Genomic DNA, 21,214 nt, shown 5'->3' on the forward strand with positions numbered 1-21,214 from the left:
TGTCGGGCGCCTCGCTGCCCCGCAAGGAAGTCAGAGGAGTTCCATGGGACGCAATGATCGTAAACGCCGTACGCCGATGGCCACCAAGGCCATTGCCGCCTCGGCTGCCCTAGCGCTCGGTGGGGCCGGGCTGCTCTGGGCGCAGATGAACGCTTCGGCTCACGAGTCCAACTCGTCGGGCCAGAACCAGACGAAGGCCGCCGCGGCGAGTGCTGTCGCGACGATCGCCTGCCCGGACGTCGGCCAGCAGCTGACGAACGTGCCGCAGAAGGCTCGTCAGGGCGTCGCCACCGAGTTGGCGAACCTGGACAAGCAGATCACCGAGGCCTACGCACGGCTCGCTTCGACGCGCCAGGCACAGGCCAACGACGCAAGCTTCGTGCAGAACGCGATCGTCGGCCCCCTCAAGGAGAAGCGGGCCGCGACGATCGACCGTATCCGCATCGACATCCAGCGAGTGGGCGGCAGTGTCAACGCGGCTGCACTGGCGCAGCTCGCTGCCTGTACGACGCAGACCGCCAACAACACCACCGCCGGTGGTCAGAACAACGGTGGTCAGAACAACGGCGGGCAGAACAACGGCGGCCAGAACAACGGCAACACCGCTGCCCCGAGTGCCAGCGCCTCTGCGCCCGCCGCCAACAACGGTGGTCAGGCCGGCAACGGCCCGACGGCCGCGGACTTCGTGGACATCACGAAGGTCGCGAACAACGTGCAGGCGAAGCCGCAGAAGCAGGCTCAGGCCTCGACCGGTTCCTTCACCACCCGGTGTGGTGTCAACGCCAACAAGAACCACAACACCGACAACGTCATCGTGGCGCCCGGCGTGACCAACGGCGCGCACCACGAGCACGACTACGTCGGCAACCAGAAGGTCAACGCGTTCTCCACGAACGACTCGCTGCTGGCCGCCCCCTCCAGCTGCCAGAACCAGAGTGACCTCTCGGCGTACTACTGGCCGGTCGTGCGTGTGCAGGACGGTTCGCAGGAGTTCGACGCGAACGCGCTCGGCGGTGGCAAGGAAGGCAACGTCGGCAAGATCCTGACCCCGCAGTCGGCGCAGATCAAGTACGTCGGCTCGCCGGCCAGCAAGGTCGTCGCGATGCCGCAGTTCCTGCGCATCATCACCGGTGACGCCAAGACCCTCACCAACGGTCTGGCCAACGCCAACGCGCACTGGAGCTGCACCGGCTTCGAGAACAAGGTCCAGCTGACGGAGCAGTACCCGATCTGCCCGCAGGGCAGCAACGTGGTCCGCACCTTCGCGTTCCAGAGCTGCTGGGACGGCGTGAACATCGACAGCGCCAACCACCGTACGCACGTGGCCTTCGCGGACCCGGCGAGCGGTGTCTGCGGGAACGGCTTCAAGGCCATCCCCCAGCTGACGATGCGTCTGGTCTACAAGATCACGCCCCCCACCATCCAGGCGGACGGCACCGTGAAGAACGCCTACGCGGTGGACGGCTTCCCGGAGCAGCTGCACAAGGCGTCGACCGACCACGACGACTTCATCAGCGTCACCAAGAACAACCTGGCGGCGACGATCGCCAACTGCGTCAACACCGGCAAGAAGTGCTAGTGAGCGCAGCTAGCCGGTAGCACCCGGTAGCACGAAGGCGGGCGGTGGGTTCTCCCACCGCCCGCTTTCGTGTGTGTACTGGCCTAACCGGTGTGGACCCTTTGAGGGGTGTGAACCGGTGACACAGCTTTCAGCTGGTGTGCTTCGAGTGGTCGGTGCCGATCTCCTCGTCGCCGCCGAGCGTCGTCTGCAGTTTCTTGACGATCTTGTCGGTGCCGACGGCGACCCACTTGCGGCCGACGAGGTAGAACCCGCCGTAGTCCTTGGCGTCGTTGATCCACTCGCGCTGGCCGCGGTCGGTGGCGAAGGTCGCGAGGACGAACTTGCCGTAGCTCATCTTGCAGATGGCCTGGCGGAGCTCGTCGGCGTCGGTCTGGATGTCCGGCGTGCACTTCACCTTGGCCGCCAGGCTCTCCAGGCTGCCGGTGGCCGCCGTCGGTATGGTCGCGGCCTTGGTGTCGGCGCCGCAGCCCACCAGCGCCAGCGCCGCCGTGGCGCCGGCCACCGCGAGCATCGGTCGGGTCAGCCTCATCTGTCGTTCCTCCGGTAGTCCGGTCAGCAGCATGCCGCAGACGGCCCCGACGAGGGGCCTTCTCCTTCGATACGGACACAACGGGCCCCGCACTCAAACCCGTGGCCCTCGGCTGTACACGTCTGCGAAGGTGGCGCCCGTGAACAAAGACTGGGAAGACCGTACGACCGCCGCCTGGGCGACCTTCGACGACTACCCCGAGGAGCGGGCCGCCGACTTCCGGGCCGTGATCGACGCGCTCGTCGCCGAACTGCCGGACGGCAGTCCGCTGGGCCCCTTCGAGCGGGCCTGCGCCTGGGACTCGACCGGCCACTCGGACCAGGCGGTTCCGCTGTACCAGGAGGCGCTGGCACGCGGGCTGAGCGGGGCGAGCGCCTACAAGGGGCGGCGGGCAAAGATCCAACTCTCCAGTTCGCTGCGGAACATCGGACGGGCGGAGGAGGGCGTCAAGCTGCTCACACCCGAACTCGACGGCCCCTCGGACGAGTTGGACGACGCGGTACGCGCGTGCCTCGCGCTGTGTCTGTCCAGCCTGGGCCGCGATCGTGAGGGCCTGTCCCTCGTGCTGGGCGCGCTGGCGCCCCATCTGCCGCGCTACCAGCGGTCGATGGCGAACTACGCGCGGGCGCTGGTCGAACCGGCCGACTGAACCGCCCGAGTCGCCCGGGTGGCGGTGACCAACTCACGATTCGCTCGTTTTGCTGAACGTGCAGTCACAGGATGTCGCCAAGCGCCCCGCAGCTTCACCCACCGCCCCGGTCGTCGATGTCGAACAGGCCGAGGCCGCGCTCGTCGAGCACTATCCACGGCTCGTCCGGCTCGCCTATCTGGTGCTCCCCCCGAGCCTCGGCCGCAACCGGCGCGTCCTGACCGCGCACGCCCTCACCCAGCGCGCCCTGCCCAGGGGCCGCGCGTCGGCGTCCGCGATCCCGGCCCAGTCGACCGGCCGGGACGGCGACCCCGGTTACGCCTTCGTCCGCCTCCAGGTCGTGCGTACGGCACTGGAGGCGGGCCTCCCGCTGTCGTTCCGGGCGTGGCCCAAGCGCTCCCAACTCCCGCCGCTGCTCCCCCAGGTGTGGGGCCTGCGGCTCTTCCCGCGCTCGGGCGGCGCCGACGAACTCGCCCTGGACCAGCGGCTGTCGGCCCTGTCGGGCCCGGCTCGCGCGGTGTACGCGCTGCGCGGCCTGGAGAAGCTGCCCGACGGCGACGTACGCCGGGTGCTGGCGGCGGCCGGAGTCGACGAGGTGGACGCGGCGCTGCGCGAGACCGACGAGGCGCCTACGCAGTTCGAACTCCTCAACTCCCCCGAGTTCGACCCCTGTTCGCTGCACGCCCGGCCCACCGATCTGATGCGCCGCCGTCAGCACGGCAAGGCCGCGCTCGCCGCCGCGGCGGCCGTCGCCGTGTGCGGCGCGCTGCTCGCGCTGCCCGGCGGCGGCTGGGGCCCGGACGGCGCCGCCGCACCCGCGTACGCGGCGAACCCGGCGGCCGAAGCCGCCCTGAACCCCGGCAAGTTGACGAGGGTCGTGCCCACCGCTTGGAAGTCCGCCACCCGCAAGGACTTCTCCGTCTGGCCCGCCCGCGGCGACCTCACCGAGAACACCGCCCTGCTGCGCCGCGCCCTCGCCGTCTGGGCCCGCCCCGGCGCGTCCGTCCAGGTCTCGGCGACCCCCGGCACCCCCTCCGGCGGCCCGGCAGGACCGCCCCAACTCCTGTACGCGGGAACGGTCGACAACGCCCGCGTGGTGATCCTCTACGACGGTCTGCGCATCGCCCGCTACGCCGAACCCAAGGACGGCACCAAGGGCGCGGCGCTGGACTTCGCGCGGGTCGACGGCGCGACCGGCACCGAGGCCAACGCGGTGGTCCTGGACCGGGCCGACGGCAACGTCCGCTATCTGACGGCCCCTTGGGTGAGGAAGGCGGCCGAGCGGGACCTGCTGAAGCCGAGCGCCGGCGCCCTGCCCATGACCCTCACCGACGGCATCACCTCGCCGCTCGCGTCCCCCGCCCAGCAGACCGGCGCGTGCACGTCCTGGAACGTGCTCCAGCTGACCGACGACACCGGCACCCGGCTGATGAGCGACCTCGGCGAGCTGGTCCCGGCGCACCTCACCGCCGGCCGGCCCGGCTCGGCCCACGAGGTGTCCGGCGCGGAGACGCAGCGTGCCTGGGCGCCCTTCGCCTGCTCCCTCGGCGCGATGCGCTCGCTCGGCGTACGGTCCGTGAACGCCTGGCAGTACGCCGCCCAGCCGCTGCCCGACGCGAGCGGCGCGGCGGAGTGGGTGTGCACCCGGGCCGAGACCTGGCGGGGCGGCGGCGAGCGGGTGCTGGCGCAGTTCCGCACGCCGGGCGGGACGTACGGTGCGGTCGCCGCGAAGGCGCAGGACGTGGCGGCGTGCGGGGCGCGTGATCCGCAGGTGCTGGCCGGAGTGCTGTGGAAGTCGGCGGCGGGCAGCTGGTATCTGCTGGCCGCCGGCGGCAAGGACACCAAGTCGATCAGGGCGACGGGCGGGGTGAACGGTTCGGCGCAGGGCGGCCTGCTGGCCGTGAAGACCAAACAAGGCGTCCAGGCCGAGCTGAACGGCACACTGGACGACGGCAGGACGATCACCGGCCTCCGCTAGCCGACACCGGCGTAGCTGACACTGGCGTCAACAAGTACCCGCACAAGGGTTCCCCACGGACTTACCCGTCAGTACATTGACGCCATGTCCAACAAGCAGCCGCTCAAGGCCCGAAGGGTGTCCTTCTCCTGGGAGGGCACCCCGCTGCACTGGGTGCCCGGTGATCCGTTCACCACGCACACGATCAATGTGCTGCATCTGCTGCTGCCCGCCGGCGAGCGGTGGTTCGTGCACGTCTACAAGCAGGTGCTGCCCCTCATCCGGGACGACCGGCTGCGCGAGGACGTGATCGGGTTCATCGGCCAGGAGGCGATGCACTCCCAGGCCCACGACGAAGTCCTCCCGCATCTACGGGAGTTGGGACTCGATCCGACCCCGTACACCGCGCAGGTCGACTGGTTCTTCGAGAAGCTGCTCGGCGACCGCACCCTGCCCCCGGGCCGGGCCCGGAAGTGGTGGCTGCTGGAGCGGGTCGCCACCATCGCGGCGATCGAGCACTACACCGCGTTCCTCGGCAACTGGGTGCTGAACGCCGAGGAGTTGGACCGGCGCGGCGCCGATCCGACCATGCTGGACCTGCTGCGCTGGCACGGCGCCGAGGAGGTCGAGCACCGGTCCGTCGCCTTCGACCTCTTCCTGCACGTCGACGGCAGCTACCGGCGGCGCGCCCGCACCTGGGCCACCGCGTTCACCGCGCTGATGTTCCTGTGGCAGCGCGGGGCCCGCTTCTTCATGGCCAACGACCCGACCCTCGTCGACCGCCGCGCGAGCTTCAAGGACTTCTACGTCGCCGGCCGACGCGGCACCCTGCCCGCGACCGGCGACATGCTCAGGTCCATACCCCGCTATCTGAGCCGCGCCTACCACCCCTCCCAGGAGGGCAGCACCGAGCAGGCCGTCGCCTATCTCGCCTCCTCGCCCGCGGCACTGGCCGCCGAGAAGAGGGCGGAGTAGTGCCGAAGCCGCTCACGGTCGCGGTGCTGGCCGGTGCCGCGCTGCTGACCCGGCGCGCGCTGCGGCGCCGGGTGCGGGTCTCACCGCTGTGGCCGCTGCCCGCGCTGGACCCGCCGACCTCCGGCCGGCCGCGCTCACGGGCACTACGGCTGCGGGTCGCCGCGCGGGAGACGGTCGCCGACGGCGTCGTACAACTGCGTCTGGAAGGAAGGGACTTGCCGGGCTGGGAGCCGGGGGCGCACATCGATCTGGTGCTGCCTTCGGGGCTGGTGCGGCAGTACTCGCTGTGCGGGGATCCGGCGGACACCTCGTCGTACACGGTCGCGACACGGCTGGTCGAGGACGGGCGGGGCGGGTCGCGCGAGGTGCACGAACAGGTGCGGGTGGGCGCGGAGTTGGAGGTGCGGGGGCCGCGCAACAGGTTCCCGCTCGTCGAGGCGCCCGCGTATGTCTTCGTGGCCGGCGGCATCGGGATCACGCCCATCCTGTCGATGCTCCGAGCACTGCCGGAGGGCGTCGACTGGCGGCTGCTGTACGCCGGTCGGACGCGGGAGTCGATGCCGTTCCTGACGGAGATCGAGGAGCTCGGCGCGGACCGGGTGACCGTGGTGGCCGGACTGCCGGATCTGGACGGGGAGTTGGCGGACGTAGCGGAGGGCGCCGTCGTCTACTGCTGCGGGCCGGAGGGGCTCATGGCGGCCGTCGCGGAGCGTTTCCCGGACGTGCGTCTGGAGCGCTTCGCTCCCCGGGCCTCATCCAAGGGCGAAGCCTTCGAGCTCGAACTCCGGCGCAGCGGACGGACGTTGACCGTACCGGCCGACTCCACGGTGCTCGCCGCCGTCCGCGCGGAGCTGCCGAACACCCTCTACTCCTGCGAGCAGGGATTCTGCGGAACCTGTCAACAGCGGGTGCTGGAAGGGGAAGTTGAGCATCGGGACGAGTTGCTGACGGACACCGAGCGGGCCGACTCGATGCTGATCTGCGTGTCCCGGGCCCGAAGTGCGCGTCTGGTGTTGGATCTGTGATGAGGTGATGTGAACAACCCTGGTCGGTCCGGCCCGTTCGGGGCCGGAACAGATCGGTAAGGTGTTCGCATGAGTACCGGGGTTCGCCGCAGGATGGGGGTCGAGGAACGGCGACAGCAGTTGATCGGCGTCGCTCTCGACCTGTTCAGCCACCGCTCGCCCGACGAGGTCTCCATCGACGAGATAGCCGCCGCCGCGGGCATCTCGCGACCGCTCGTCTACCACTACTTTCCCGGCAAACTCAGCCTGTACGAGGCCGCGTTGCAGCGCGCCTCGGACGACCTCGCCGGGCGGTTCGTGGTCCCCGAGGAGGGGTCGCTGGGGGGACGGCTGCTGCTCGCGATGGGCCGGTTCTTCGACTTCGTGGACGACCACGGGCCCGGTTTCGCGGCGCTGATGCGCGGCGGTCCGGCTGTCGGCTCGTCCACCACCAACGCGCTCGTGGACGGGGTGCGGCAGGCCGCGTACCTCCAGATCCTCTCCCATATGAAGGTCGAACAGCCGCCCGCCCGGCTGGAGTTGATGATCCGTTCATGGATCTCGCTGGTCGAGTCGACGGCACTGATCTGGCTGGACGGCCGGCGTATCCCGCGCGCCGATCTGGAACGCCAACTCGTGCACGACTTCGGGGCGTTGGCGGCGGTGAGCGCGGCGTACGACGAGGAACTCAGCACCCTCCTCCGCGAGTCCCTCAGGAACGAGCCGGGCGACGGGCCGTTCAGCGACCTCGTCGTCCGGCTCATCGCCCTGGCGTCGTAGGACAGCGTCCAGGAGGAGTCCTAGCGCTCGAACTTCCGGTAGGACGCGTCGAGTTCGCGCACTTCGGCGGAGGCGTGCAGTACGGAGCCGTCCTCGTCGACGTACTCGCGGAGGAGTTCCAGCACCTTCTCGGTCAGCTTGGCCTTGGTCTCCTCGGTGCGTCCGGCGAGCAGGCCGAGGGTGACATGGACGACGGTGTGTCCCAGCTCGTCGAGACCCTCGTACCCGAAGGCCGTGTACTCGCTCGGGCGGAACTGGGTCTTGCACGCCTCCGGCTTCGCCGCGGCGATCTCGACCACCGCCTCGTGCAGCGCACGGGCGAAGCCGTCCTGGTCGAAGGAGATCGTGTGGGAGTGGTCGACGGTGATCTGCGGCATGGAGCAACTCCTGTTCTAAGCCAACAACCCGCCGCTCACCCTAGTCGCAGCGCCAGCATCGCGATGTCGTCCTCCCGGTCGACGCCGAAGCAGTCGAGGAGGGTGTCGCACAGGGCGTCCAGGCCGGGCAGGGCGCCGGAGGCGGCAGCGCGGAGGTGTTCCATGGACGCCGCGATGTCCGTGCCGCGCGTCTCGATCAGGCCGTCGGTGATCATCAGGAGCCGGTCGGTGGGTTCGAGGAACAGTTCGGTGGGCGGCGGGTGGGACAGGCCCACGCCGAGCAGGGGGCCCGCCGCCTTGGCGTAGTCCGCGGTGCCGGAGTCCCGGACGATCAGCGGCGGGATGTGGCCCGAGTTGGAGATCAGGGCGCGCCCGGTGCCGGGGTCGACGAGGGCCAGGCACATGGTCGCCGTGGTCTCGGGGTGGTAGTGCCGCAGCATCCGGTCCAGCCGCTCGGCGAGCACGCTCGGGTCGCTCTCGTCGACGCAGTAGGCGCGCAGCGCGTGCCGGATCTCCACCATGACGGTGGCCGCCTCCAGCGAGTGCCCGACGACGTCGCCGACCGCGAAGAGCACTCCCCCGCCGGCCCGCAGTACGGCGTAGAAGTCGCCGCCGATCTCGGCGTCCTGGGAGGCGGGCACGTAGCGGACGGCGGCGTCGACGCCCGGGAGTTCGGGCAGCTGGTCCGGTTTGGGCAGGAAGCTGCGCTGGAGGGTGAGGGCGACATGCCGTTCGACCTGGTACATGAGGAGCGGTTCGGCCGCGAGCGCGGTGGCCTGGGCGAGCTGCGCCAGCAGCGCCTCGGCCTCGGGGCCGACCCGGCGCAGCCCGCGGGTGGGTGCGGCAAGGCAGACCGGGGCCCGGCCCTCCTGGGTGAGGACCACCGCCAGCCGGGCGTCGTGCTCCACGCCGGGCCGGAAGTAGCCGGTGGGCCACAGCGGCGCGGGCACCGTGGTGATCTGCACCCCGGACTGCCCCTGGGAGAGGCGCCGCAGCAGCCGGGCCACGGCCCGGTCGGCGCCGGGGTCGGGCAGCGCGACCGAGGTGCGCTCCCGGGGCAGGCCGCGGTACAGCTCGTCGTCCCGGTCGAGGACGAACACGGCGGCCGGCGTGTTGGTGAGCCGTGCGGTGCCGTCGGCGGCGACCTCGACGAGTTCCTGGAGGGAGCGCGCCGCCTGGATGGTGACGATCATCTCCGACAGCAGGGTCAGCCGTCTGACGAGCGCCTGGTCGTCGGCCCGCAGCCGGGCGGCGCGGACCGCGGCCCGGACGGCCGCCTCGATCTCCTCGGGCTCGGCGGGCACCGTCAGATAGGCTTCGTCACCCGCGTCGAGCGCCGGGCAGCGGTCGCTCGGGGGGACGGCGAGGGCGGAGACGTGCACGACCGGCAGGCCCGCCATGCGCGGCCGTTCCTTGAGCAGCCGGCAGAGTTCGAACCCGCTCATGTCCGGCAGGTGCACGTCGATCAGGGCCACGTCGGGCAGATTCCCCTTGCGCAGCCGTACGTCGAGTTCGGTGAGCGCCTCGCCGCCGCTGCCGACCGCGATGACCCGATGGCCTGCCCGGCTCAGCACACTCTCGACCGCGAACCGGCTCGCGGGCTCGTCGTCCACGAGCAGCACGGTCGCGTGCGTCAGCTTGCCATTGACGTCCATTTGTCAGACCTGGCCCTTTGACACACCGGTGGGGCAGGCCGGTGTCCGCAGCCTGCCCCACCACGATAATGCGCTTTCAGGATGTCCGGGTGAATACCGCCACAGTGCGTTCCGGAACCACGAAAGTGCCGGTCCCCTTGTCGTACGAAGCGGACTTCACCACCGTGTCCGCGCCCGCCGCCTGCACCGGGTGCAGCCGGTAGCCGGTGCCGGCCAGGGCGTCCACCCGCTGCTCCTGCCCGCTCGGCGTCGCGTTGAACACGATCACGAGATCACCGAGTTCCATGGTGATCACCCCGGGCGTCTCGTCCTTCCCGGACAGCGGGAACGACAGCTTCGCCTGCACCTGCCCGGCCGTGTCGAGCGAGAAGACACCCTCCGTCGTACGGATTTTCAGCAGCTCCTGATACGCGGCCGAGGCCCCCTCGATCTGCCCGCAGCCCACCTTGACCGATGTCAACAGGCCTTTCGCGTACGGCCACTTGGAGGCGTTGTCGGCCGCCATCGGCAGCCCCCGTCCGAAGCCGTTGCCGTCGGCGCAGTTCCAGTGGATCGCGTTGAACCAGTCGCCGCTGTCGAAGGAGTTGCGGTCCAGGGACTTGGAGCGCAGCAGGTCGGTCCCGGACTGGGAGAGGGACGGCCCCTGCGAGAGGGCGGCGGTGGCCATCGCGAGGACCTGCATCCGGGCCCGGTCGGCGGCGCTGGTCCCGGCGGGCAGCTTGTACGTCAGCGCGTCGAACAGCGACTCGTTGTCGTGCGCGTCGACATAGGCGAGGGCGTCGCCGGGCGCGTCCGCGTATCCGGCGGCCGTGCCGTTGTAGTCGACCTCGGCACCGGTGACCTCCTTGCCGTCCGTGTCGGTGAACCGGTACTTGGCGAGATTGCCGCTCAGGCCCACCTTGATGAGGTCCTGGTAGTGCAGGAGACGGGCCTTCTGCTCGGCCGAAGTGCCGTTCGCCGTGGAGGAGTTGGGGTCGGTGTAGAGCCCGGACGCGAAGCCCTGGACACCGGGGTCGGCGTCGAAGGGGCTGCCGCCGCGCACCGCGTCACGGGCCCGGTCGGAGAAGGTCGCGATGCCCGTGCCGGCCATGTTCTTCTGCGTGGCCTGCACGAAACGGGCGTCGTCGGCGACCTCGCCGAAGTTCCAGCCCTCGCCGTACATGATGATCTTCTTGCCGTCGACGCCGTCCTTCGCGAGGGTCAGCGCGTCCAACGCCTTGCGTACGGCGAGGATGTTGGCCTTCGGCTGGTGCCCCATGAGGTCGAAGCGGAAGCCGTCGACCTTGTACTCCTTGGCCCAGGTGACCACGGAGTCGACGACGAGCTTGCCCATCATGGCGTTCTCGGTGGCCGTGTTGGCACAGCAGGTGGAGGTGGCCACGCTGCCGTCGGCCAGCAACCGCTGGTAGTAGCCGGGCACGATCTTGTCCAGGACCGAGTAGTCCGCCTGACCACTGGCCGCCGTGTGGTTGTAGACCACGTCCATGACGACCCGGAGCCCGTCCTCGTTCAGCGACTTGACCATCTTCCGGAACTCGACGGTACGGCCGGTGCCGTCCGGATCGGTCGCGTACGAACCCTCCGGAACCGTGAAGTGGTAAGGGTCGTAACCCCAGTTGTAGGCATCCTTCGCGGCGACGGCCGCCACGCACGCCTGTTGCCGCTCCGAGTCGGCCGCGTAGGAGGCGAGGTCGCAGTCGGTGGTCGACTGCTCGGACTTCTTCTCGGGGATCGTGGCGATGTCGAAGGCGGGCAGCAGATGCACGTACGACGTCCCCGACTCGGCCAGCGACCGCAGGTGCTTCGAGCCGTCGCTGTTCTTGTCGGTGAAGGCGAGATACGTCCCCTGGTCCTTCGCGGGGACGGTCTTGTCCGCGACGGAGAAGTCCCGGATGTGCAGCTCCTGGATCTCGGCGTCCTTCAGCGCCACCGCCTTGGGCTTCTTCAGGCTCGACCAGCCGCTGGGGGCAAGGGACTTGTCGTCGAGGTCCACGACGAGGCTGCGCGCGGAGTCGGCGGTGAGGGCGACCGAGTAGGGGTCGGTGACCTGGTTGGTGACGACCTTCCGGACGGTCGGTGCCCACACCTTCACGACGTACCGGTACGGCTTGTTCTTCCAGGAGGCCGGACCGGTGACGGACCAGACGCCGGTGGTGGCATCGCGGCTCATCTTCTTCGGCGAGCCGTCGAGATCGAGGGACACGTTTTGCGCCGTCGGCGCCCAAACGGCCAGCGTGGGACGGCCGTTGCGGAAGGTCGGACCGAGTTCGGCCTTGGTCGCGCCGGCGTACACATCGTCGAGGACACCGGCGATCTGCACCCCGGTCGCCGCCAACACGGCACCGTTGACGGCCCGTTGGGAGGCGACGAGCTGTCCGGTCAGGGCCCCTCGCACCCGGTCCCGGTCACGTGGATCGACCGACCAGGCCGTGTAGTCCTTCAGATAGGGGAACTTGGCCTTCTGCGCGTCGGTGAGCGTGGTCTTCGACAGCCGCAGCCGGCGCTCGTCGTCGCTCGTCAGTGTGCCGTCCTGCACGGCGATCGAACCGTCGTGGGAGTACAGGAGTTGGGTGGAGGCGGCGGCATCGGACCCGTTCCAGGCGACCGTGTTCCGGTCGATCCAGACCGCCTTGGAGGTGGTCAGGTCGAGGGCCGCCGCGCTGCCGGCGGGCTGCGGCAGGAGGTACTTCTCCTGGCCGTTCAGCAGCCACACCTCGTACCCGTTGGACTTGAGGTCGAGCGACTGGTCGGTGGACAGGTCCTTCTCGTCACCCTTGTGGAGGATGTAACTGAGGCTGCTGGCACCGGAGTTGAGCGGCACCTCGAAGACAGCGCCGTAGGTGTCGGTCTTCACCGGCTGCAGCGGGCTCGACCAGTCGGTGGGGTTCGCGGCACCCGTCCAGACGTGCAGCCCCCAGCCGCTGTAGTCGCCGTCCGCCCGGTGGTAGTGGATGACGGCCTTGGCGGTGTCCTGCGCCGGATACTCCGGGCGCCGAGTCTGCACGGCCTCCTTGCCCTGCTCGATCCAGACCTCGCCGGTCTTGGTGACATCGATCGAACGGTCGGCGGAGACGTCCTTGTTGCCGTCCTTGTCGATCACCAGGAAGCTGACGTTCGTCGCCCCTGGCTTCAACTTGACGTAGGCGAAGGCGCCGTAGGCATCACGCCCGACGAACGGGTGACTGGCCGGCCAGGTCGTCGCCTCGCCGTCGGCCAGGTCGCCCCAGGCGTAGAGGCCCCAGTTGTCGTAGTCGCCGTCGGTGCGCTTGTAGTGGACGACCGCGTAGTCGCGGGAGGAGGCGGTGGGGATCTCCGCGGCGGGTGGGATGCCGGAGGTGGAGGCCGCTGTCGCGCTCGCCGTGCGCCCGGTGGAATCGACCACAACTGCCTTGTACCGCAGGGCCGTTCCGGGCGCCACGTCCTTGCCGATGGTCTGGGTGACCTTGTACGGGGCGTGGTCGGCGGAACCGAGCGTCTGCCACTTGCCGTTGCCGGTCCGGGCGGCGAAGACGACCCTGTTGAGCTGGCCGCCGTTGACGTCGGCGCCCAGCTCGACGATGCCGGTCGCTCCGGCGTCCGGGGCCTTGAGGGTGATCGTCGGCTTGCTCACCGGCCGGGCAAGGGAACCAACCGCCTTGAGCACGATCGCGGAACCGGCCGGGACGGTGACCGTCACCTTGTTGTCGGCGCCGCTCGACGCGTCGGCCGAAGTCCCGTAGATCCCCCGGTACTTCATGTCCGGCGAACCGGTCGCGAACGTCGCCGTCCTGGCCGTATCGGCGTTGTTGAGGGCGACGACGTACTCGGCACTGCCACTGGTCCGCGTGAAGGCGTAGACACCGGCACCGTCGGCCGCGAAACGCTCGGTCTGCACACCGTCGGTCAGTGCCGGGTTGTCCTTGCGCAGCTTGGAGAGAGCGGCGATCTCCTTGTACAGCGGGGCAGTTGAGTCATAGGAGTCACTCGCCGCCGTCCGATCGGTGCCGATCTCGTCGTCGTCGAGATAGTCGGCGACCTTCGACGCGAACATCGTCTGGCGGGCGTCCTTGTCGCCGCCGGAGCCGGTGAATCCCTGTTCGTCGCCGTAGTAGACGACGGGGTTGCCACGGCTGAGGAACATCAGCTCGTTGGCGAGCCTGTCCTTGGCGAGGAGCTGGGCGTCGGTGGCCTTCGGGTTGTCCTGGTCGAGGAAGTAGCCGATGCGGCCCATGTCGTGGTTGCCGAGGAAGGTGACCTGCTCGTAGGCGTTCGCCTTGTCGGTCGTGTACTTGTAGTCGTCGCCGAAGACGCTCGCGAGCTTCTGCGCGCTGCCGCCCTGCGAGGCGTAGGCGCGGGCCGCGTCCTGGAAGGGGAAGTCGAGCGTGGCGTCCAGGCGGCCCTGCGTGACGTAGGGCGAAGTGACCGACGTGTCGGCGGAGTAGACCTCGCCGAACATGAAGAAGTTCCTACGGCCGTGCGCGGCGGCGTACTTGTCGAGAGCCGTCGCCCACTGGGTCCAGAAGGGCATGTCGACGTGCTTGACGGTGTCTATGCGAAAGCCGTCGACGCCGAAGTCGCGCACCCACTTCTCGTAGATCTTCTCCATGCCGCTGACGACCTCGGGCCGTTCGGTCCACAGGTCGTCGAGGCCGGAGAAGTCGCCGTAGGTGGCGTTCTCGCCGACGTAGGTCGAGTCGCCGCGATTGTGGTACATCGTCGGGTCGTTGAGCCAGGCCGGGACCTTCACGTCCGCCTTGTCGGCGGGGACGGTCGGGGTCTTCGGGAAGGAGGAGGTGGAGACGGCGGGGAAGGTCTTCGTGCCGTCCGCGTAGTCGACGTCGTCGAAGGGCTGCCCGTCCTTGGTGAGGTAGGGGAAGGCGCCCTTGGAGAGGTAGTCGTAGGACTTGCCCTCGTAGTCGACGACGTCGGCCGTGTGGTTGGTGATGACGTCGAAGAAGACCTTCATGCCCTTGGCGTGGGCCTTGGAGATGAGGGTCGCGAGGTCCTTGTTGGTGCCGAAGTGCGGGTCGACCTTCGTGAAGTCCGTTATCCAGTAACCGTGGTAGCCGGCGGAGGCGTCGGCCCCCGTGCCCTGCACGGGCTGGTTCTTGAAGATCGGGGCCATCCAGATGGCGGTGGTGCCGAGGCCCTTGATGTAGTCGAGCCGGTCGGTCAGGCCCTTGAGGTCGCCGCCCTGGTAGAAGCCCTTGTCGGTGGGGTCGTAGCCGGTGCTGAGGCGTGAACCGGTCAGCCCGCCCCGGTCGTTGGAGGTGTCACCGTTGGCGAAGCGGTCCGGCATCACGAAGTAGAACTGCTCGCGGGTGTCGTCGTGCCGGGCGGGTGTGGCCGCCAGCTTCGCGTCGGACGGGGGTGCGGGCGGGGTCGCGGCGTGGGCGGCGAGGGGTTGGACGAACGCCGCGAGAAGTGCGGCGACGACGATGCCCGTGGCCCTTCTCCGGCGCTCGGTACGGCGCGTGCGGGGCGCCGGCCATCTCGGTATCACAGGCGTGAACTCCTTGCGATCGCGGCTCAGTTCGGGTCCGACCCCGGCGAGACGGTATCGCTGACGCAAGGGTTGCAGCAAGACATGTGAAAGTCACAGAAAGAACTTTCATCCGCAACCTTGACGTGTCCTTCTCAGCTGGCCCACGCTCACCAGTTGTTGAACCCCGAACCCCCCTTTCGGAGCCGCTCATGAGCAGATACCGAACACCGGGAACCATCAGGCGCGCGGCCGGTGCCGTGGCCGCCGGGGCCCTCGCCCTGGCGGGCGTGGTCGCCCTCCCCGCCGCCACCGCCCACGCGGACACCTCCGCCAAGGGCGACGTCATCGCCAACCTCTGGGAATGGAACTGGGACTCCATCGCCTCGGAGTGCACGAACGTACTGGGCCCGGCCGGCTACGGCGCGGTCCAGGTGGCGCCGCCCGCCGAGTCGCTCAAGCAGACCAACTACTACTGGTGGGACGTCTACCAGCCGTACTCGTACAACCTGAACAGCCGTTTCGGTACGGCGGCCCAGTTCGCGAGCATGGTGAGCGCGTGCCACACGGCGGGTGTCAAGGTCTACACGGACGCGGTGATCAACCACACCGCCGCGCAGACCGGTACCGGCTACAACGGCACCACGATCACCAGCAAGTACGACACCCCGGACTGGGACCCCGGCGACTACCACACCTCCGCGGACTGCCCCACCTCCGACCTGACCATCCAGGACTACTCGAACCTCACCCAGGTCCAGAACTGCGAACTCCTGGGCCTGCCCGACCTGAAGACCGGTTCGGACTCGGTCCGCGCGGGCATCGCGAACTTCCTCAACAAGCAACTCGCCCTCGGCGTCGACGGGTTCAGGATCGACGCGGCCAAGCACATCCCCGAGACCGACCTGGCGGCGATCGAGGGCAAGCTGACGAGCACGACGGCGGGCGCCGCACCGTACGTCTTCCAGGAGATCTATCCGGGCTCGACCCCGCAGCCCAGCGACTACTACGCCTCCGGTGACGTCCTCGACTTCACCTACGCGAGCAGGATGAAGTCGGCCTTCCAGGGCAACGTGAGCGACCTGTCCTCCCTGGAGAGCAGCGGCATCCTCCCGGCCGCCAACTCGGTGTCCTTCGTGACCAACCACGACACCGAGCGCAACGGTCTGCACATGAGCTACAAGGACGGCGACACCTACAAGCTCGCCAACCTCTTCCAGCTCGCCTACAAGTGGTCCACGCCGACGGTGTACGCCAGTTGGGAGTGGACGCAGAGCGACCAGGCACCGCCGAACTCGTCCGGGTTCGCGACCGACACGGACTGCTCCGGCGGCAGTTGGTACTGCCTCGACCGGGACACCGGGGTCGTCGGCATGGTCGCCTGGCACAACACGGTCGACACGGCCGCCGTCTCCGACTGGCAGACCAAGTCGTCGAGCGTGATCGGCTTCGGCCGCAGCGGAGCGGGCTTCTTCGCGCTCAACAACGGCTCTTCGGCGGCGACTTACACCTTCACCACGGGCATGGCCGACGGCACGTACTCGAACGTCGTCGACGGCGGCGCGTCCACCGTCACCGTCGCGGGCGGCAGCGCGTCCCTGACCATCCCGGCGAAGAGCGCGATCGCCTTCTACAACTCCTCCTACACCTGCACGGTCGGCTGCGACGACACCGGCGGCGGCGGTTCGTCCGGCTCCACGGTGACCGCCACCTTCAACGAGTACGCGGCCACCACGTCCGGCACGAGCGTCTACGTCGTCGGCTCCATCGACGCGCTGGGCGGCTGGGACACCTCGAAGGCGGTCGCACTGTCCTCGTCCGGCTACCCGGTCTGGTCCGGGGCGGTGAGCGTGCCGACCAACACGTCCTTCGCCTTCAAGTACATCAAGAAGGACTCGTCCGGAAACGTCACATGGGAGTCGAACGCCAACAGGGCCGCCACGACGACCACTTCGGGGGTCTCGCTCAACAACTCCTGGAACGTGGCCGACGCCGACGCCACCGACGTCACCTTCAATGAGACGGCAACCACCACCCTCGGCACGAACGTCTACGTCGTCGGCTCGATCGCCTCGCTCGGCTCCTGGAACACGAGCGACGCGATCCCGCTGTCCTCGGCGTCGTACCCGACCTGGAGCAAGCTCGTCATCGTCCCCAAGAGCACGACCTTCGCGTACAAGTACATCAAGAAGGACAGCTCAGGGACCGTGACCTGGGAGTCCGGCACGAACCGCTCGTACACGACGGGCACCTCGTCCGGCTACACGGCGAGCGACACCTGGAAGTAGCTCTTCTCGAACTCCCGCTCATTTCTCCGAACAAATCCGCGGTGGCGCGCATCGGACTCAGTGCACGACACCAAAGGAGGGCGCGGGGCGCACACAGCGGCCCGCGTCGCGGAGCAGGAGTGGGAGCACGATCATCGTGAACGAGCAGCAGAACACCACCGCCCAGGCCGGCCCCGCCAAGCCCCGGCACCGCGCCGACCGCCGCTTCGGGCGTACGGTGATCGGTCTGGCCGCCGTCGCCGGGCTGGGTCTCGCGGCCTGGGCGACCACCGCGAACGCCGCGACCTCCACGAGCACCGCGAAGGCGACGCCGACCTGCTCCGCCGGGGCGCTCAAGGCCGGCTTCGGCCGGCAGCTCGCCGGTGGCATGAACCACCAGGGTGTCGTCATCACGCTGCGCAACCTCAGCGGCAAGACCTGTGCGCTGCGCGGCTACCCGGGTCTGGGTCTGGAGAACTCCGCGCACAAGAAGCTCACGGCCCACACCCACTGGGGCAACACCTGGTACGCGCACAACCCCGGGAAGAAGACCCTCACCCTCAAGGACGGCCAGAGCGCCGAGGCCGTCGTCGCCTGGACCCACGCCAACACGGGCACGTCGGGCGCGGTGCGCGCCTCCTTCCTGGAGATCACCCCGCCCGGCTCCACCCGGCACAAGACGCTGGCCTTCCCCCAGTGGGTCGACCACGGCGACCTGTCGGTCACCGCGCTGGCGCGGCACATCGACGTCACGCCCTGACCTCACGGCGGGGCGGGCCGCCACCGGGAGCTGCGCCGCCGGTGGCGGCCTTTCACGCGCCCGCTCCCCCGTCCACCTGCAGGATCGCGCCCGACACGAAGGAGGCCCGGTCGCTGAGGAGCCAGAGGGCGGCTTCGGCGATCTCTTCGGGGGCGGCCGTGCGGCCGAGCGGGGTCATGGACTTCATACGATCGATGACGCCGGGAGTGGCCGCGTCCCAGTCGCGAACCATCTCGGTGAGCGTGCCGCCGGGGGCGACCGCGTTGACGCGGATGCCCTCGGGGCCGTAGGTGACGGCGGCGGACTGGGTGAGGCTGTTGACAGCCCGCTTCAGGGCGCCGTAGACGGGCAGGACGGGGTTGGCCCGGAGGCTGCCGATGGAGGAGTTGTTGACGATGGCGCCGCCGGAGGCGGTGGCACGGATGGCCTTGACCTCCGCGGTCATGGCCAGCCATACGCCCTTGAGGTTCACGCTGGTGATGTGGTCGAAGTCCGGCTCGGGGAGTTCGTCCAGGGGGCCGGGGTGCTGGGCGATCGCGCCGTTGTTGAAGGCGATGTCGAGGCGGCCGTAGACCTGCACCGTGCGGTCAACGGCGGCGCGGACGCTCGCCGCGTCGGCCAGGTCGCAGACCACGTAGTCCGCGGTGCCGCCCGCCGCGCGGATCTCCTCGGTGACCGCCTTGAGCTGGTCCTCGGTGCGGGCCGCCAGCAGGACCCGGGCGCCCTCGCGGGCGAAGAGCCGGGCGGCAGCCGCACCGATACCGCGGCCGGCGCCGGTGATGAAGGCGACCTTGTCGGTCAGCAGGCCCTGGTGGGTAATCGCGGTGTTTTCCATGGCTTCGAGCCTGGCCCCGAGGCCACGGCTCATCCAGGCACCGGCGGTACCTGGATGGGGCCCCGCGCCCGGCGCACACTGGGGGCGTGGACAAGCAAGAACTCGCAGCGTTCCTGCGCAGCAGGCGCGAGCGGATCTCCCCCGCCGAGGTGGGGCTGCCGCGCGGTCCGCGTCGCCGTACACCCGGGCTGCGGCGCGAGGAGGTGGCGCAGCTGGCGTTCATCTCGACCGAGTACTACACACGGCTCGAACAGGCCCGGGGGCCGCGTCCGTCGCGGGAGGTGCTGGGCGGTCTCGCGCGGGCGCTGCGGCTGTCGGACGCCGAGCGCGGGCATCTCCATCACCTCGCCGGGGCTCCGCCCGGACCGCCGCCCGGGCCCTCGCGCGAGGTGCGGCAGAGCCTTCTCGACCTGCTGCGCCGGCTGCCGCAGGCCGCGGCCTTCGTGACGTCCGCGACCTTCGAGGTACTGGCCTGGAACGATCTCGCCGCCGCCCTCATGGAGGACTTCTCCGCCCTGCCCCCGCGCGACCGCAACCTCCTGCGCCGTGCCTTCCTCACCCCGCGCCCGGAAGGCAGCAGGCTGTACGGGGTGTCGGACGTCGACGCCTTCGCCCGGCACTCGGCACAGCGGCTGCGTGCCGTCGCCGCCCGCTACCCCGACTCGCCGGCGGTGACCGGGCTGGTGGCCGAACTCCTCGCCGGAAGCGAGGAGTTCCGTCGGCTGTGGGAGTCGCACGACGTGTCCGCCGAGCCCACCCTGACCAAGACCTTCCAGCACCCGGTGGTTGGCCCGGTCACCGTCAACTGCGACGCCCTCGACATCACCGACCGGGACCAGCAGGTCGTGATCTACACCGCCACCCCGGGCTCACCGTCGGAGGAGGCGTTGCGCCTGCTGGCCGTCATCGGGACGCAGCGGATGGATCAGCAGGTCGGCTTCCCGACGTAGATCGCCAGCGCCGTGTTGGAGCCGAGGGTGGCGGTGAACTGCCCGCTGGAGTTCACCGTCACCGACGTGTTGTTCTGGACGTTGCAGTACGTGCCCGCGGCCAGTGACGTCTGGTAGGTCTGCGTCAGCGAGTACGACTCGTGGTTGACGGCCACGTAGCCCTTGCTGCCCCGGCCGAAGCCGATCGCGTCGTTGCCGTCGTCCCACCAGTTGGTGAGGGACTGGCCGCTGGTGGCGTTGCGGAAGGCGACCATGGACTTGATCTCCGGCCAGGCGTGCTGGCACTTCCAGCCGTCCTGCCAACAGGCCGTCACCGCACCGTTGTTGGGCGGTCCGGCGTCCGTGTCCGACCACTCGTAGCCGGAGTTGATGTCCGGGGCGCCGTAGGGGTAGGCGAGCATGAAGACGTTGGCCAGCGTGTAGTTGGCGCCGTCCTTGTAGTTCAGCGTGCTGCCGTTGCGCTCGGTGTCGTGGTTGTCGACGAAGACTCCGGCGACCGAGCTGCTCATGTAGCCCCAGCCCTCCCCGTAGTTCTTCAGGTAGGCGAGGTTCTCGTTGTTGAAGACGCGCTTGAGGTCGTAGGCGTAGCGGAACTCCTGGACGTCCCCGTTGCCGGTGTACTCGGTGGGCTGGACGGCCTCGCCGCTGCCGTAGATGACCTCCTGCTTCCAGTACACCGACGGGTTGCTCAGCCGGGACTTGATGTTCGCGAGGTCGGTCGCCGGGATGTGCTTGGCCGCGTCGATGCGGAAGCCGTCGGCGCCGTAGCCGAGGAGGCTGTTCATGTAGCCGGCGATGGTGGCGCGGACGTACTCCTCGCCGGTGTCCAGGTCGGCGAGGCCGACGAGTTCGCAGTTCTGCACGTTGGCGCGGTTGGCGTAGTCGCTGACCAAGGAGGTGCAGTCGTCCATGTCGTACGAGGAGTACAGGCCGGGGTAGTTGTACTTCGTGTACGACGAACCGCCGGTGCCGGTGCCGCTGCCCGCCGACATGTGGTTGATGACCGTGTCGACGACGACCTTCACGCCCGCCGCGTGGCAGGTGTTGATCATGTTCTGGAAGGCGGTCGCGTCACCGAGCCGCCCGGCGATCTTGTAGCTCACCGGCTGGTACGACGTCCACCACTGCGAGCCCTGTATGTGCTCGGCGGGCGGGGAGACCTGCACGTAGCCGTAGCCGGCCGGGCCGAGGGTGTTGGTGCACTCCTTGGCGACGGAGGCGAAGTTCCACTCGAAGAGGACGGCGGTGACGTCCTTGGTGCCGGGCGGGGAGGCGTGTGCGGTGCCGGGCACCAGGACCGCCGTCGCGGCGGCGAGGGCGAAGGCGCCTGCAAGTGATCTACTGCTGGCCATGTGGGGTTCCTTCTTCGTTGAAGGTTCTTGAAGGTTCTTGCTGAAATCCCGTGGAAACCTTGCGGTGGCCAGATGTTAAAG

Annotated in this window: 15 protein-coding genes; 9 read left to right on the plus strand and 6 right to left on the minus strand. The window is 69.3% G+C overall.

What is annotated here, in order from left to right; genetic code table 11:
• Positions 1-43: 43 nt before the first annotated feature.
• Positions 44-1,579: a DUF1996 domain-containing protein gene (locus OC490_RS40325; RefSeq protein ID WP_262063014.1), complete on the plus strand. Its 1,536-nt coding sequence runs from the start codon at positions 44-46 to the stop codon at positions 1,577-1,579.
• 130 nt (positions 1,580-1,709) lie between these two features.
• Here OC490_RS40325 and OC490_RS40330 read toward each other — a convergent pair whose 3' ends face one another.
• Positions 1,710-2,111, minus strand: coding sequence for a hypothetical protein (locus tag OC490_RS40330; protein WP_262063015.1), 402 nt, complete (start codon positions 2,109-2,111; stop codon positions 1,710-1,712).
• A gap of 139 nt (positions 2,112-2,250) precedes the next feature.
• On the opposite strand from OC490_RS40330, the gene OC490_RS40335 reads away from it, so the two are divergent.
• From OC490_RS40335 to OC490_RS40355, 5 genes are all read left to right on the plus strand, one after another.
• Complete coding sequence (locus tag OC490_RS40335) at positions 2,251-2,760, plus strand: tetratricopeptide repeat protein (protein WP_262063016.1); 510 nt, start codon at positions 2,251-2,253, stop codon at positions 2,758-2,760.
• Positions 2,761-2,818: 58 nt separating this feature from the next.
• A complete protein-coding gene (locus OC490_RS40340) occupies positions 2,819-4,738 on the plus strand; it encodes a hypothetical protein (protein WP_262063017.1) in 1,920 nt (639 codons plus the stop codon).
• A gap of 84 nt (positions 4,739-4,822) precedes the next feature.
• On the plus strand, positions 4,823-5,692 hold the full coding sequence (locus OC490_RS40345) for a metal-dependent hydrolase (RefSeq protein ID WP_262063018.1): 870 nt from the start codon (positions 4,823-4,825) through the stop codon (positions 5,690-5,692).
• On the plus strand, positions 5,692-6,717 hold the full coding sequence (locus tag OC490_RS40350) for a PDR/VanB family oxidoreductase (protein ID WP_262063019.1): 1,026 nt from the start codon (positions 5,692-5,694) through the stop codon (positions 6,715-6,717). The genes OC490_RS40345 and OC490_RS40350 overlap by 1 nt, the downstream gene beginning before the upstream one ends.
• Before the next feature lie 69 nt (positions 6,718-6,786).
• Positions 6,787-7,476, plus strand: coding sequence for a TetR/AcrR family transcriptional regulator (locus tag OC490_RS40355; protein ID WP_262063020.1), 690 nt, complete (start codon positions 6,787-6,789; stop codon positions 7,474-7,476).
• A 20-nt stretch (positions 7,477-7,496) separates the two neighbouring features.
• Here OC490_RS40355 and OC490_RS40360 read toward each other — a convergent pair whose 3' ends face one another.
• The 3 genes from OC490_RS40360 to pulA all read right to left on the minus strand — a co-directional run bounded on the left by OC490_RS40360 (position 7,497) and on the right by pulA (position 14,990).
• Positions 7,497-7,853, minus strand: coding sequence for a 5-carboxymethyl-2-hydroxymuconate Delta-isomerase (locus OC490_RS40360; protein ID WP_262063021.1), 357 nt, complete (start codon positions 7,851-7,853; stop codon positions 7,497-7,499).
• A 35-nt stretch (positions 7,854-7,888) separates the two neighbouring features.
• A complete protein-coding gene (locus OC490_RS40365) occupies positions 7,889-9,508 on the minus strand; it encodes a fused response regulator/phosphatase (protein ID WP_262063022.1) in 1,620 nt (539 codons plus the stop codon).
• Between the two features lie 76 nt (positions 9,509-9,584).
• Entirely contained in the window at positions 9,585-14,990 is a 5,406-nt protein-coding gene (gene pulA, locus OC490_RS40370) for a pullulanase-type alpha-1,6-glucosidase (protein WP_262063023.1), read from the minus strand.
• 191 nt (positions 14,991-15,181) lie between these two features.
• Between pulA and OC490_RS40375 the strand changes: the two genes are divergently transcribed.
• Together OC490_RS40375 and OC490_RS40380 are read left to right on the plus strand one after the other, a co-directional pair.
• Positions 15,182-17,257: a carbohydrate-binding module family 20 domain-containing protein gene (locus tag OC490_RS40375; protein ID WP_262063024.1), complete on the plus strand. Its 2,076-nt coding sequence runs from the start codon at positions 15,182-15,184 to the stop codon at positions 17,255-17,257.
• Positions 17,258-17,393: 136 nt separating this feature from the next.
• Entirely contained in the window at positions 17,394-17,996 is a 603-nt protein-coding gene (locus OC490_RS40380) for a DUF4232 domain-containing protein (RefSeq protein WP_262063025.1), read from the plus strand.
• A gap of 52 nt (positions 17,997-18,048) precedes the next feature.
• Here the strand turns inward: OC490_RS40380 and OC490_RS40385 are convergent, their stop codons facing one another.
• Positions 18,049-18,831 carry an SDR family NAD(P)-dependent oxidoreductase gene (locus OC490_RS40385; protein WP_262063026.1) on the minus strand — a complete coding sequence of 261 codons (783 nt, stop codon included), beginning with the start codon at positions 18,829-18,831 and terminating at the stop codon, positions 18,049-18,051.
• 86 nt (positions 18,832-18,917) lie between these two features.
• Here OC490_RS40385 and OC490_RS40390 point away from each other — a divergent pair, with 86 nt between their 5' ends.
• Positions 18,918-19,781 (plus strand): helix-turn-helix transcriptional regulator, encoded by an 864-nt coding sequence (locus OC490_RS40390; protein WP_262063027.1) that lies wholly within the window; start codon positions 18,918-18,920, stop codon positions 19,779-19,781.
• Here OC490_RS40390 and OC490_RS40395 read toward each other — a convergent pair.
• On the minus strand, positions 19,757-21,133 hold the full coding sequence (locus tag OC490_RS40395) for an alpha-amylase (RefSeq protein WP_262063028.1): 1,377 nt from the start codon (positions 21,131-21,133) through the stop codon (positions 19,757-19,759). The genes OC490_RS40390 and OC490_RS40395 overlap by 25 nt on opposite strands.
• Between the last annotated feature and the right edge of the window lie 81 nt (positions 21,134-21,214).

Source organism: Streptomyces sp. STR69 (assembly GCF_024519455.1).
Classification (GTDB): domain Bacteria; phylum Actinomycetota; class Actinomycetes; order Streptomycetales; family Streptomycetaceae; genus Streptomyces.

Bases quoted from the DNA above. Each gene is read 5' to 3' on its own strand.
- OC490_RS40325 (WP_262063014.1), top strand. From the start codon at position 44: ATGGGACGCAATGATCGTAAACGCCGTACGCCGATGGCCACCAAGGCC.
- OC490_RS40330 (WP_262063015.1), bottom strand. From the start codon at position 2,111: ATGAGGCTGACCCGACCGATGCTCGCGGTGGCCGGCGCCACGGCGGCG.
- OC490_RS40345 (WP_262063018.1), top strand. From the start codon at position 4,823: ATGTCCAACAAGCAGCCGCTCAAGGCCCGAAGGGTGTCCTTCTCCTGG.
- OC490_RS40355 (WP_262063020.1), top strand. From the start codon at position 6,787: ATGAGTACCGGGGTTCGCCGCAGGATGGGGGTCGAGGAACGGCGACAG.
- OC490_RS40360 (WP_262063021.1), bottom strand. From the start codon at position 7,853: ATGCCGCAGATCACCGTCGACCACTCCCACACGATCTCCTTCGACCAG.
- OC490_RS40365 (WP_262063022.1), bottom strand. From the start codon at position 9,508: ATGGACGTCAATGGCAAGCTGACGCACGCGACCGTGCTGCTCGTGGAC.
- OC490_RS40375 (WP_262063024.1), top strand. From the start codon at position 15,182: ATGAGCAGATACCGAACACCGGGAACCATCAGGCGCGCGGCCGGTGCC.
- OC490_RS40385 (WP_262063026.1), bottom strand. From the start codon at position 18,831: ATGGAAAACACCGCGATTACCCACCAGGGCCTGCTGACCGACAAGGTC.
- OC490_RS40395 (WP_262063028.1), bottom strand. From the start codon at position 21,133: ATGGCCAGCAGTAGATCACTTGCAGGCGCCTTCGCCCTCGCCGCCGCG.